The 12411-nt window shown below is 66.0% G+C and carries 10 protein-coding genes and 2 pseudogenes; 3 read left to right on the top strand and 9 right to left on the bottom strand.

Features of this window, described 5'->3' with window-relative positions; translation table 11 throughout:
- Positions 1-832 (bottom strand): annotated as a pseudogene (locus tag KYC_RS26095) (YadA-like family protein); the annotation flags it as partial.
- 174 nt (positions 833-1006) lie between these two features.
- Positions 1007-1138, bottom strand: a pseudogene (locus tag KYC_RS30170) (ESPR domain-containing protein); the annotation flags it as partial.
- 328 nt (positions 1139-1466) lie between these two features.
- Here KYC_RS30170 and KYC_RS26090 point away from each other — a divergent pair.
- Together KYC_RS26090 and KYC_RS26085 are read left to right on the top strand one after the other, a co-directional pair.
- Positions 1467-2687, top strand: coding sequence for an MFS transporter (locus KYC_RS26090; RefSeq protein WP_008168171.1), 1221 nt, complete (start codon positions 1467-1469; stop codon positions 2685-2687).
- Between the two features lie 219 nt (positions 2688-2906).
- Positions 2907-4988: a DUF8189 domain-containing protein gene (locus tag KYC_RS26085; protein WP_008168169.1), complete on the top strand. Its 2082-nt coding sequence runs from the start codon at positions 2907-2909 to the stop codon at positions 4986-4988.
- Positions 4989-5006: 18 nt separating this feature from the next.
- Here the strand turns inward: KYC_RS26085 and KYC_RS26080 are convergent, their stop codons facing one another.
- From KYC_RS26080 to KYC_RS26065, 4 genes are all read right to left on the bottom strand, one after another.
- The gene (locus tag KYC_RS26080) at positions 5007-5615 is read right to left on the bottom strand and encodes a LysE family translocator (protein WP_008168167.1); all 609 of its coding nucleotides are present in this window, start codon (positions 5613-5615) and stop codon (positions 5007-5009) included.
- 77 nt (positions 5616-5692) lie between these two features.
- Entirely contained in the window at positions 5693-6004 is a 312-nt protein-coding gene (locus tag KYC_RS30190; RefSeq protein ID WP_476499122.1) for a four-helix bundle copper-binding protein, read from the bottom strand.
- Positions 6005-6178: 174 nt separating this feature from the next.
- On the bottom strand, positions 6179-6973 hold the full coding sequence (locus KYC_RS26070) for an enoyl-CoA hydratase (RefSeq protein ID WP_008168163.1): 795 nt from the start codon (positions 6971-6973) through the stop codon (positions 6179-6181).
- A gap of 68 nt (positions 6974-7041) precedes the next feature.
- A complete protein-coding gene (locus tag KYC_RS26065; protein ID WP_008168160.1) occupies positions 7042-8613 on the bottom strand; it encodes a GGDEF domain-containing protein in 1572 nt (523 codons plus the stop codon).
- A 153-nt stretch (positions 8614-8766) separates the two neighbouring features.
- Here KYC_RS26065 and KYC_RS26060 point away from each other — a divergent pair, with 153 nt between their 5' ends.
- Positions 8767-9381, top strand: a complete 615-nt coding sequence (locus KYC_RS26060) for an ABC transporter ATP-binding protein (RefSeq protein ID WP_008168158.1) — start codon at positions 8767-8769, stop codon at positions 9379-9381.
- Between the two features lie 80 nt (positions 9382-9461).
- On the opposite strand, the gene KYC_RS26055 is transcribed toward KYC_RS26060, so the two are convergent.
- The 3 genes from KYC_RS26055 to KYC_RS26045 all read right to left on the bottom strand — a co-directional run bounded on the left by KYC_RS26055 (position 9462) and on the right by KYC_RS26045 (position 12407).
- A complete protein-coding gene (locus KYC_RS26055) occupies positions 9462-10505 on the bottom strand; it encodes a hypothetical protein (RefSeq protein WP_008168156.1) in 1044 nt (347 codons plus the stop codon).
- A 278-nt stretch (positions 10506-10783) separates the two neighbouring features.
- Entirely contained in the window at positions 10784-11233 is a 450-nt protein-coding gene (locus KYC_RS26050; RefSeq protein WP_008168154.1) for a DUF6389 family protein, read from the bottom strand.
- A 34-nt stretch (positions 11234-11267) separates the two neighbouring features.
- Positions 11268-12407 (bottom strand): hybrid sensor histidine kinase/response regulator, encoded by a 1140-nt coding sequence (locus tag KYC_RS26045; RefSeq protein WP_008168152.1) that lies wholly within the window; start codon positions 12405-12407, stop codon positions 11268-11270.
- Positions 12408-12411: the final 4 nt, after the last annotated feature.

The raw sequence follows: 12411 nt of genomic DNA, 5'->3' as shown, positions 1-12411 counted from the left end.
CCGCATTGACCGCACCCGCCTTCACCCCGGTCAAGGTCCGCGCACCGGCCGTGCCGGTCATATCCACCAGCGTGCCGTCCAGATTCTTGGCCACCGTGATGTTGCGCGACACCGCATCCTGGCGCACCAGACCCTGCGTGCCGTTATTCAGCGAGTTCGTCAGGTTGACGATGTCGCCCGCGTTCTTGGTCACGCGGCCGTCAATCGCCGTAATCGTGGACCCCTGGCTCGACACCAGGCCCTGCAGGCTGCCGATGGCCGTCGAGTTGCCCGACACGGTCTGGTTGGTCGCATACAACTGCGAACCGTTCACCGCTTCCAGGCTGGACGCATTGAGCGCGCCCGCCTTCACGCCGCCCACCGTGCGCGCACCGGCCGTGCCCGTCATATCCACCAGCGTGCCGTCCAGATCCTTGGCAACCGTGATCTTGCGCGTCCCGGCATCCTGGCGCACCAATCCCTGCGTGCCGTTGTTCAGCGAGTTCGTCAGATTGACGATGTCGCCCGCGTTCTTGGTCACGCGGCCGTCGATCGCCGTGATCGACGACGTATTGCTCGTGACCCGGCCGTCCAGATTGCTGATGGCAGTGGTATTGCCCGCTACGTTCTGATTGGTGGCAAACAACTGCGAACCATTGACCGCATCCTGGCTGCCTGCCGCCAGCGTGCCCGGAGCCAGCTGCGTGATCTTGTTGCCGTTCATCTCGACCACGTTCAGCATGGAGATGCCGCTGGTGCCCTTCAGCTCCAGGGTGCCGTCGGCATATCCGGAAATGCGCGCGGTCGACGCGGTATATCCCGAGGCGCCGGTGTCGCTACCCGCATTGTTCAAAGTGAAAGCCAGATCGGTAACGCTGCAGGTTAGGGCGTGAAACCCCCCCGCCGATCCCGCTGAGCTGCCAGACCCAATCCCCGATGGAAGGGTAGGCCCCATCGCCGGGTCGCAAAGTTGCAGGCCCGATCCCGCCGCCAGGGAGACCGGCGAAAACGCCAGGGCGCCAAATCCGCCCAAGACAACCGCGGCGGCCGAAGCTACGCGGCGCGACCGGCCCGGCTTGCTGCGCGAACGCGCGGTTTCAGCGACGGCCACCCACATTTGCGTGGTGGCGTTCCAGATGAGGGAAAAGATGTGGTTCATAGTGCGTGTATTCACTTTCTAGAGCGAAACCTACTCGACATCGAGACGGCGACAGCCTTAGGCACACTCATAAGCCGTTGTTAAATAAGGTTTTTTCAACGAGCCAACTATAGTGATCAAGCACTTGGGGGCAACATCGAAGGATTCTTAAAATCGGACTGGTCTTATGCAAAACATTGTTAAGTCGTACATGACATATTGCGTTTCATTTGAAGTAATGAGTTACGACTACCAGCCGAACACGGGCGGCGTGACATGAAAATGACAGCAACGCCGCCCTACAATGGCGTCGCTGCACTGCACAATCCGAATCTCCCTCCGTAGCCCCATGCCCCATTCTTCTTCAACGCCGCACCGGCCCGCCCTGGTGCTGCTTGCACTCGCCATTGGCAGCTTCGCCATCGGAACCACCGAATTCGCCACGATGAGTCTGCTGCCCTATTTTTCGCAGTCGCTTGGCATAGACGCGCCCACCGCGGGCCATGTCATCAGCGCCTACGCGCTGGGGGTCGTGGTCGGCGCGCCCATACTCGCGGTCCTGGGCGCCAGAATGCCGCGCCGCAGGCTGTTGATTGCCCTGATGGGTCTGTTCGCCGTTGGCAATGGCCTGAGCGCGGTCGCACCCAATTACCACTGGATGCTGTTCTTCCGTTTTCTCAGCGGGCTGCCCCATGGCGCCTATTTCGGCATTGCGTCGCTGGTGGCCAGTTCGATGGTGCCGCCCAGCCGTCGCACCGTGGCCGTGGGCCGCGTCTTCCTGGGTTTGACCGTCGCCACCATCGTGGGCGTGCCGCTGGCCAACTGGCTGGGTCAGGTCATCGGCTGGCGCTGGAGTTTCGGCCTGGTTTCGCTGCTGGCGGTGCTGACCATGATCAGCGTCCACCTCCATGCGCCCGACACCCCGGCCGACCCGCAGGCAAGCCCGCTGCGCGAGTTGAGCGCGCTGGGCCGCGGGCAGGTCTGGATCACGCTGGCGATCGGCGCGGTCGGCTTCGGCGGCCTGTTCTCGATCTACACCTATCTGGCCGACACGCTGACCGCCGTCACGCAGGTTTCCCCGGCCACCGTGCCGCTGGTGCTCAGCGCCTTCGGCGTCGGCCTGACCGTGGGCAATATGGTGGTGCCGATCTTTGCCGACCGCGCGGTGATGCGCACGGCAGGACTGCTGCTGCTGTGGTCGGCCGTGGTGCTGGCCCTGTTTCCATTCATGGCGCACAACGTCTGGCTGATCACGCTGAACGTCTTCCTGGTGGGCGTCGGCGGCGCATTGGGCACCGTGCTGCAGACGCGCCTGATGGACGTGGCGGGCGACGCCCAGGGCCTGGCCGCGGCGCTGAACCACTCCGCCTTCAATACCGCCAACGCGCTCGGCCCCTTCCTGGGCGGCCTGGCCATTGCGGCGGGGTTCGGCTGGACGTCGACCGGCTGGGTCGGCAGCCTGCTCGCCATCGCCAGCCTGCCCCTGTGGCTGTGGGCCGTGATGCTGGAGCGCCGGACCCGCTCTGCACGCGCCGCAACACTGGCCGTCAGCGCCGAATCGGCGCGCTGATGCACCGGGGACGCCTGCCTTGCCGGCGTCCCTTTTTTTGCCCCTTGCACACGTCCCTATTTCATCGCCATGCGCCCCCGTTTATCTTTGCCGAGAAAGCGTCGGGCGCCCGCCACACCGGGCTTGCTCCTATTGCCGGCCAAGCGCGGGCGACAGCTATACTTTCCGCACTCTTTACCACTCAAGACGCGCTGCACCTTCGTATGCAGCGCTTTTTTTATGCCCGTTTTGACTGCCTTGCTGCGCCCATTCCGCCTGGCGCTCTGCGGCTTGGCCGCAGTCCTGATTTCCCTCCCCGCGCTGGCTGCCCCTCCCACGCTGGAGCAATGCCACGGCATCAAGGACCTGGCCTTCGTCGCCCACCTGGATGACGACCTGCTATTCATGAACCCCGACGTCGCCTCCAACATCGAGGCCGGCGGCTGCGTGCGCGTCGTGTACCTGACCGCCAGCGATGCCGGCGAAGGCGACGGCTACATGCTCGGCCGCGAGCGCGGCGTGCGCGCGGCATACGCCTACATGGCGCACAAACCCGACGTATGGAAAGAAGACACCGGCACCGCCGGCGGACGCCAGATCGCGCGCTTCACCCTGCAGGACAATCCCCGCGTGCAGCTCTGGCACATGCGCCTGAAAGACCCCTGGCTAGGCAAGGGCTGGGGCAGCCTGACGCCGCTCAGCCGCACCGAATCCGAACCCGGACACAGCGTCGACACGCTGGGCCCCTATGCGGCCACCTACACGCGCGAACAGCTGATCGACACCCTGGCCGACCTGATCCGCCAATATGCCCCCACCACGGTGCGCCACCTGGACGACACGATCAGCGTGCCCTACACGCAGCTCTGCTGGCGCTGCGCCGGCCACGGGCATCCGGACCATATCGCCAGCGCGCGGCTGGCGCGCGAAGCCATGGTCCGGGCGCCCGGCAACTACGCCGAAACGGGCTATATCGACTACCCCAGCCAGGAGCGCGCCACCAACCTGACCGAAACCGAGATCGCCAGCAAGTCGGTGATCTTCCAGCACTACGCCTGGAACGACTACCACTATTGCGCCGGCCCCACCGGCTGCAAGGAACCCGCCGGCCCGGCCGCCGCCTGGGTGCAGCGCGCCTACTACGTGTCGCGCCACGACATCGCGCCGCAGCTTTATCCCGACGGCCGCGGCGGTCTGGTCGTGTTCGCCGCGGGCGAAACCAATGCCGCCGTCAATCGCTGGGATTCGGGCGAACGCCGCTGGCAGAGTCTGGGCGGACGCACCACCGGCCCGGTGGTGTCTTTCGCGCACGCGGACGGCACGGCCGGCCTGATGGCGCGCGACCCGCTGGGCGGCGTGTGGGCGAACAAGCAACGCCATGACGGCACCTGGCAGGGCTGGCAGGCGCTGGGCGGCATGCGCGTCACGCAGATCCCGGCCGTGGCGCCCCGCGGTGAAGCGGCAGCCGTGGCGCTGGGCTACGACGGCCTGCTGCACTGGATCGCGCCGACCGGCATCGACGGCAGCTGGAGCACATGGCAGGACCTGCCCTATCTTGAAGGCGTCACCGGCGCCCCCGCCGCCGCGCGCGGCGCCGACGGCCGCTATGTCATCTTCGCCGTCGCGGCGCGGGGCGAACTTTTCTATACCCGCCAGCTGCCGCCCAGCAAGGGCCAGCAGCCCGAATGGCAGGACTGGCGCCGCGTGTCGGCGCCCGAGGCTGCGGGCGGACTGGCCGCGATCCGCAACCACGAAAACCGGATCGAACTCTATTTCCGCCAGCGCGGCAACAACCACCTGACCAAGCTGCTGGAAGCCGGCGACACCACCGACCTGAACATGGACTGGAGCGCCCCGGAGGACCTGGGCGTGCCCTACATCGGACGCCCGGCCATCAATGCCGACGCCCAAGGCAATGTCGCGCTTGCGATCCTGGAACGCGCGGGCGGACAGCTCTGGCTGGTCGAACATGGCAAGCCGGCCAGGCTGGACGCCGAAGCGGCTTCGCCGCCCGCAATCAGCCTCACCGACGGCACGCTGTATGTCGTCGCGCGCGCCGCGGGCGCGCCGCAGCGCTACCAGGTGCTGTCGCGCAGCAACGGCGCCTGGGCCGCCAACCTGACCTTGGACGGCGTGCCGGCGGGCGGCGGCGGACCATTCGCCGCCGTGGCCGCCCGCCCGTCGGATCTGCCCAACCTGGGCGCCAACAGCATCAACCAGGCCGTGGTCGTCCGTCCGTCGCCCAGCGAGCCCAACGCGCTGAACGTCGAACGCATGCCGGCCCAGACTTCGCGCGCGGCGACGCCGACCCAGGTGCAGTAGATATCGAAAGAAAGCGCGTCAGGAACCCGGCAGCGCCGCGCCCATCGCGGCGAAGAGGCCGCCGCACACTTTGTTGAAGCGGCGGCCGGCGCGCTCGAGCCAGGGACGCACTCGATGCGCCAGGCGCGCCAGCACGTACTCCACCACGAACTCAATCACCGCAAACGTGCCCGCCATGATCAGGAACTGCATGAACAGGCTGCGCGCCGGATCAATGAACTGCGGCAGGAACGCCCCGTAGAACAGCAGCGCCTTGGGATTGGAAATCGCCGACAGCAGGCCTTGGCTGAACATCCAGCCGCGCCGCGGCCGCGGCATGTCGGGCGCCGGCCGCAACTGCACGCCGGGCGCGCGCCAGAGCTGGATGCCGAGCCAGATCAGATAGGCGCCGCCCACCCACTTCAAGACGGTCAGCGCCGGCCCCCAGGCCTTCAGCAGCGCGCTGATGCCCAGCATGGACAAGGCGATCAGCGCAATAAAGCCCACTGCCCCGCCCGCGATCGTGCACAAGGCCTTGCGATGACCATGCAGCGCGCCGTGCGTCAGCGCCAGCAACGTGTTGGGGCCGGGCGTGATGGACAGGCCCGTGACCGCGACCAGATAGATGAGCCAGCTGTGCAGGGCCATGGCGGAAATCGGAACGAGAGTTGAACGGCGCAGTCTAGCACTCACGCGTCATGCGGCAGCGCATCAGCGCGGCATGATCAAGCAGCCATCCTGCCGCAGATCTCTGCGCACTCGCGGCAGGCCCGCGCGCAGTCGTCCATTCCGTCCATTCCCTCGCAACTTGCCGCGCAGTCGGCGCAAAGAACGGAACAGGCGCCGCAGACCACCCCATGGTTCTCAACGCCTACAAGCATCGTGTGCGCCGCGGTGCGGCACATTTCGGAGCATCCCATCATCAGCCGGAAATGGTGAGGCGTCACATGCTCTCCTCCCGTTTCCAGACAATGATGCATCGCAGTTTGTACGCACTGCCGGTAGCAGGCAATGCAGCTGTCTATGCACTGCTCCATCTCGTTCGCAACGGCATTCATTTCCGGCTCCTTTAGCTGGTGTTTACGTTCACCAGCACATTCCGTTCCTGAAAACGCCGCGCGGCCGCTCACTGCCGCTCGATCTTCGCGTCCACCGCACGGAGTCCAGATCTTGCGCTGCGATGACGCGCACCCCATACAGCGGACCCGCCGTTACGTCGACTCCTTGTGCTGCTTGCGCGCCAGGAAAGGCGCCATGTAGCGGCGCGGCTCGTCGGTGGTGAAGGCGTCGCCGAACGCATCCACGCTGCGGTCCAGCCCGGCCTCCACCGTCGATCCGACCCAGTAGCGCAGCAGCGCCTTCTGCGAGCGGACGGCGCGCGGTCCGCTCGCCGCGATAGGCGCCACCGTGCGCTCCACCAGCGCATCCAGTCCACCCGCCTCGCACACGAACTCCAGATAGCCCCATTGCCGCGCCTGCGCCGCATCCACCGTCTCGCCGGTCAGCAATAGCCAGTTGGTCGCCCCCTGGCCGATCAGCGCCGGCAGCAGCACGGCGTGGATGACAGAAGGAATGCCCACGCGCACCTCGGGCATGCCGAAGACGGCGTCCGCCGATCCCAGCCGGATGTCGCAGGCCGCCGCCAGCTCCATGCCCGCCCCCAGGCAAAAGCCCGGAATGCGCGCGATGGTGGGCACGGGAATCGCGGCCACGGCGTCGCACAGATCGCGCAGCCGCGTAATGAAAGCGCGCGCACCCTGCGGATCCAGTTCCGCCATCTCGTAGATGTTGGCGCCGCCCACGAACGCCCTGTCGCCCGTGCCGCGAATGACAACCGCCCGGGCGTCTTCCTGCGCCGCGATCCAGCGCGCGGCATCGGTCAGGCTGAGCGTGACCGCGGAAGCCAGAATGTTCAGGCTCTTGGCGTCGTGGATCTGCAGGGTGTAGACGCCGCGCTCGTCGCGGCTGACACGGGCGTGGGCAAAGAAAGGAACAGGCGCGGCCATGAAAGCTCCAGCTAAGAGGTTAATCACCGATGCTACTGGCATCCGGGCAAGCCGTCAGGCGCGGCGCGTCACGCGGCGGCGTCGTCCGCCACCACGCGGTTGCGTCCGGCCGCCTTGGCCTGGTAGAGGCGTTCGTCCGCACGCTTGAGGATGCTGTCCGACGCAGGCGTGTCCGGCCCGCGGCGCGCGACGCCGATGGAGATGGTCAGCTTGCCGACCGGGTCGATCGGTGTGCCAGCAATGGTCGACCGTATCCGCTCAGCGATCTCCCGGGCGGCATCCATGCCGGTATCGGGCAGCAGCAGACAAAACTCTTCACCGCCGGCGCGGCACGCCAGGTCGCCCGTGCGCGAGCATTCCTGGATGATTTGCGCAATGCGCCTGAGGGTCACATCCCCCGCATCGTGCCCGAACGTGTCGTTGACGCGCTTGAAATGGTCGATGTCCAGCGCCAGCGCCGCGTACCCCTTGTCGGAAGCGTCCAGCACCTTCAAGGCCGCATCCATGGCCCGCCGATTGGCCAGCCCGGTCAGGGCGTCGGTGTCGGCCGCGTGACTCAGGCGGCCCAGGTGCTGCTGCAGAAGCTGCACGCCCGAGACGAGCGCCTGGCGGATCGAGGCCGCCTCGGCGTACCAGGCCTTGACCGACTGCAGCCGCGCGGCGGCCTCCGGTTCGGCCAGATGCCCCACCTGCGCGGACAATTGCCGCAGCGGACGCGTGATCAGCATGGCGCCAAGAAGAATAAGCGCCAACCCCGCCAGCCCTGCCGGAATGATCTTGACGATCATGTCCCGCATGAGCTGCCCCAGTGGGGCCAGCGCCTCGTCCCGCGGCTGCTGGGCGACCACCGCCCAATTGGCGCTCGCGACATGGGCATACCCGGCGAGCATGGGTATGCCCTGATAGTTCAGCGCCTGCATCTCGCCGCTTTCCCCGCGCAATGCCGCATCCACGGTCTCGCTGGAGCTCAGCGCCTCGCCTATCCGCTCATGCTCGGGGTGATACAGCAAGCGGCGGTTGCCGTCGGCAACGAATGCAAAGGCGCCACTGAGCTGATGTTCACCGATCAGACTATGCAGCGCCCCGTGCTCCTCCAGGTAGAGGGATGCTCCGACCAGTCCCAGGTACTCCCCCCCGGGCCCGAAGATCGGCTGCGAGACGAAGACGATCAGCCTGCCGCTGGCCGCCCTGTAGGCAGGGCTGACATCTGGCCGTCGCCCGGCCAGCGCCTTGGCCAGCTCGTCCGACGTAATGAAGGAACCGACGAACTCAGGCATATCGGGATGCGTCTGCCGGATGGCTCCCGCAGCGTCCACGATCAGCACGGCGTTCAGCTCCGTATCCTGCGCCTGAAGCCGGGTGGCTTCCGCCTTTAGCAGTTGCGGATTGTCGAAGTTCCTGCCGATCTGCTGGCTGCTGTAGCCCAACCGCGCATGCACCGACGTCAGAAACTCGTCAATGGTGGATGCAACCTTGAACGCATACGCCCGATTGGACTCAAGCGCGAAGTGGACTAGCGCATCGCGCTGCACGCCGTAAGCGACGATGAGGCTGTTGCACAAGGTCGCCAGCACGGCGAGCAGGACGAATATCAGTATCAGCCCGCGCAGGCCGATGAATGCCGGGTTGAATCTACGCATGGATGACGCCGTCTCCCGTCCATGTTCCAACCAGCGCCTGATGCGCTACGAAACTTGAGCGTAGCGTATTTTTGCCCGCGTGCATGCCCCCGCGGTTTCGGCCCCCCCACGCCCCGTCTGGCCGTTCGATCCGTTCCTGCGTACACTTGCCGCATGCTACGCATCGACAATCTCAGCAAGCGCTACGGCGACCATCTCGTGTTCCAGGGGCTGACCCATGTCTTCCCGCCCGGATGCGTGGCGTTGTGCGAAGAAGACAGCACCGGCAAGTCCAGCTTGCTCGGCATCATCGCCGGCACGGTCGCGCCCGACTCGGGCGAGGTCTGGATCGACGGGCATTCGCTGGCTCACGCGCCGGCGCAGGCCAAGGCCCGGCTGGCCTATGTGCCCGACAACTGCCTGGCGTTTCCGGCGCAGACGGGGCGCGGCTTTCTCGAACAGGCGGCGCGGGACAAAAACGCCGCGCTGGACGACGCCGTGTTGGATGTAGCCTTCCGGCTGGGACTCGAACCTCATCTCGACAAGCGCTTCGAACAGATGTCCACCGGCACGCGCCGCAAGGTCTACCTGACCGCGGCGGCGCTGGGCGATCCGGCCGTCGTCATCGCGGACGGCCCCAGCAACGGCCTGGATGCGCAGGCAAGGTCCGTCCTGGCCGACCTGTTCAAGACCTGGTCGCGGGATCGCGTCGTGCTGTTCGCCAGCCACGATGCCGAACTGGTGCAGGCCTGCGAGGCCAGGACAGTCGACGTCGCCACCCTGCGCTGACCCTGGCGCGCATGCCGGCAGCTCCCCCAGCGCGGACCTGAACAGCGTCCGCACAGCCGGGGCGCTTCGGCCCAGCTTCCTTACCTGCCCTTGTTCAACGACAACGGCACGCCCCAGACCGGATCTTCCATGCCCTGCTTGCGCAGCGGCGTAATCTGCATCGGCTGCAGCCTGGACAACAGTTCACGATGCGCATCGCTCAGGTTCGTACGCTGCGCGATGTACTTCTGCGTGAACTCCATGGGCGCCGGCCACGTGTAGACCGTAAAGTCTTCCAGCGGACACTCGATCATCTTGGGTTCGACCGCGCGGCACGCCGCCTGGTTGTACTTGTAGCTGGGCGTCTTCATGTGCATGCGCTGGCTCAGCACCAACTGGCCGCCCTTGAGCGTGAAACTGGCCAGGGCAAGTTGCGGCGGAACGCGCGACTGCACCTTGATCGCGGGAATGTCGCGCGAGTTCGTGTCCTCGTAATACCCGGCCCGCGACCCCTGCGAGGTCTCCGTGTACTGCTGCTCGCCCCAGCTGACGCAGGCGCCTGACGCCACGTGCACCGCCGTGCAGACCTGGCGTGTCTTGGTCTGCGTGCTGGTGGTGCCTTCGTGCCAGTTGGTCTCTTTGAAGAACTCGCGATAGAGCTCCGGCGACAGATAGGCAGTGCCATTTGCGCCGCGGCCCGAGCCCACCGGGCCGGGCTTCGCGCCTACCTGGTCCAGCAAGGCGTTCAGTTTGTAATCGTCGCCGCCGGTCAGCAAGTACTTGCCGGGCGGCAAGATATGTACTTCGAACGCCTTGAACAGGTAGGTGGTGTCCTTGTCGCGCTGCAGCGCATTGTTCTGGAACTTGCGGCCGAAGGTGATGCGCGGATCCTTTTCGAACATCCAAACCGTATTGCCGGTCCACTTCGTCATGGTCATCGCGTCTTTCAGCGTCGCGTGCGGCATCAGGTCAGCCACCAGCACCACGGCCATGTCCGCCTTCAGCGCCTCGCCGATGATGTCCAGCAGCTGGGCATAGCGGGCATCGTCCCTGGTGCCCTCGCTGCTTGAAAACTGATTCGTGGCGCAACCCGAAAGGGCTAACGCAACCGTAAGGGCGGACAGGGCGAGTCGCGGCAGGGGCATGGGATCGGTCCTTGCATGGGCTGAATCGGAGAGCTGAGCGCGCATGCTACCGACTCGGGGACGGATCGCAATAAGCTAGCCGCTGGCTGAAACATGGCGCCCGCCTCACGGCGTGTACATGGCGGCAAGCGCCGGCAAATGCTCGCCCTGGGATCTCCGATGCAGATCCAGCAACGACGCGGCTCGCGGACCTGCCGCGCAGGGCGGCGGCGGCAGCGCGCCACCGTCCAGGACACGGCCGGCTTCGCAAACTATTGTTTCGATTGTTTCGCGCCAGCTTATTTCGCGGGCAGGAGGCGAGGCAGGTCCGTACCGTAATCCTCGTCCGCATAGACCAACGCGGGCAAAGGCGACACGCCACGCCCCGCACGTTCCCAAAGCGCTTCGATCCAGTCAGCCGCTGTATCGGCGATGGCGTCCTGGACGCAATACGCCGGTTCCTGGGAAAACATCGGAACTGGCGGGGAGACGCCGTTTTCGCCATGGACCACGTCAAAGAGTGACCGATACTCCTGGATGGCTTTGTTCAACACATACAGGTCCGGACCGTCCAAGCCGATCACCACCGAAAATGTGCCCTCCCCGCCCTGGTCAGGAAAAATGCCGAACTGGATTTCACGCGCCTTTTCGGGCAGGCGCGGGAACAGCCCCGCTAGCGTGCGCAACGCGGACTCGGTGTGCGCATCCAGCACGCGCCGCAGCGCGTCTTGATAGTCTTGTTTCATCATCGGGCAAGCATAGCGGAAGCCGTCCGCCCCTGCGTCACTGCACCGCAGGCGCCTGGACCTGTCGCGGCAACACCACCCGAAACCGCGTGACGGCGTCGCGCGACTCCGCGCTGATGCGGCCACCATGGGACAGCACGATCTGCTGCGCGATGAACAAGCCCAGGCCCAGCCCCTGCCGGCCGCCCTGCGGACGGGCGCCGCCGCGAAACGGGTTGAACAGATGCGGCATCAGTTCCGTTGGAATGGCGCCGCCATTGATGACGGTGACGACGACCTGGTCTGCGGCCGCGCCGTCCACCTCGACGCGCACCGGCGCATCGCGGCTGCCGTGATGCAAGGCGTTGCCGATCAGATTGGCGATCACCTGTGAAATACGCTGGCCGTCCCAGTTGCCCGCCGCATTGCCAAAACACTGGAATTCGATCTGCCGGTCCGGCTGGCCCGTCCGGGCCTCGTCCAGCGCGCGGTTAACGAGCATCTCCATGCAAAGCGCCTCCGGCGCCAGCGTCAGCCCGCCGGCCTGACGGATCCGGGTGACGTCGAGCAGGTCTTCGATCAGGCGCGCCATGCGGTCGCCGCTGAGCAGCATGCGCTGCGCAAGGCTGGCGGCGCGCGCGTCTTCGCTTTGACGCTGCAGCAGCGAGGCCCCCATGATGATGGCCTGCAACGGGCTGCGCAGGTCGTGGCTCAACACCGCCATGAACATCTCGTTCACGCGCAGCGCTTCGGTGCGCTCTTCGAGCTGCTGCGCCAGCGCGCGCCGGCGCTCGTGCAGTTCGAAGAACACATTGGCCTTCGTCTTCAGCATGTAGGGATCTACGGGCTTGTACAGAAAATCGACCGCGCCGCTTTCGTAGCCGCGGAACTGCCAGCCCTGCTCTCGCGCGCCGGCGGTGATGAAGATCAGCGGAATGTGGCGCGTGCGCTCGCTGCCCCGGATCAGTTCGGCAAGCTCGAATCCGTTCATGTCGGGCATCTGCACGTCCAACAGCGCCAGCGCCACGTCCCCATGCTCCAGCAGCAGTTCCAGCGCCTGCGGGCCGGACTGCGCTTTCAGGACCTCGACACGGTCGCTGGCCAGTAGCGCCTCGAGCGCGACCAGGTTTTCCGGAACGTCGTCGACCAGCAGGCACTTGATGCGGTCGTCTTGGGGTTTGAAGGAGGTAAGGATCATGGTG

Origin of the sequence: Achromobacter arsenitoxydans SY8 (assembly GCF_000236785.1) — a bacterium.
GTDB lineage: Bacteria > Pseudomonadota > Gammaproteobacteria > Burkholderiales > Burkholderiaceae_B > Achromobacter > Achromobacter arsenitoxydans.
The sequence above is the reverse complement of the archived record's forward strand: the minus strand, read 5'-3'. Positions and strand labels throughout refer to the sequence as shown.

What these genes read in the sequence shown, in the direction of transcription:
- KYC_RS26070 (WP_008168163.1), bottom strand. Translation starts at nt 6,973, where the DNA reads ATGGCCGCGCCTGTTCCTTTCTTTGCCCACGCCCGTGTCAGCCGCGAC.
- KYC_RS26050 (WP_008168154.1), bottom strand. Translation starts at nt 11,233, where the DNA reads ATGATGAAACAAGACTATCAAGACGCGCTGCGGCGCGTGCTGGATGCG.
- KYC_RS26090 (WP_008168171.1), top strand. Translation starts at nt 1,467, where the DNA reads ATGCCCCATTCTTCTTCAACGCCGCACCGGCCCGCCCTGGTGCTGCTT.
- KYC_RS26055 (WP_008168156.1), bottom strand. Translation starts at nt 10,505, where the DNA reads ATGCCCCTGCCGCGACTCGCCCTGTCCGCCCTTACGGTTGCGTTAGCC.
- KYC_RS26080 (WP_008168167.1), bottom strand. Translation starts at nt 5,615, where the DNA reads ATGGCCCTGCACAGCTGGCTCATCTATCTGGTCGCGGTCACGGGCCTG.
- KYC_RS30190 (WP_476499122.1), bottom strand. Translation starts at nt 6,004, where the DNA reads ATGGAGCAGTGCATAGACAGCTGCATTGCCTGCTACCGGCAGTGCGTA.
- KYC_RS26065 (WP_008168160.1), bottom strand. Translation starts at nt 8,613, where the DNA reads ATGCGTAGATTCAACCCGGCATTCATCGGCCTGCGCGGGCTGATACTG.
- KYC_RS26085 (WP_008168169.1), top strand. Translation starts at nt 2,907, where the DNA reads ATGCCCGTTTTGACTGCCTTGCTGCGCCCATTCCGCCTGGCGCTCTGC.
- KYC_RS26045 (WP_008168152.1), bottom strand. Translation starts at nt 12,407, where the DNA reads ATGATCCTTACCTCCTTCAAACCCCAAGACGACCGCATCAAGTGCCTG.
- KYC_RS26060 (WP_008168158.1), top strand. Translation starts at nt 8,767, where the DNA reads ATGCTACGCATCGACAATCTCAGCAAGCGCTACGGCGACCATCTCGTG.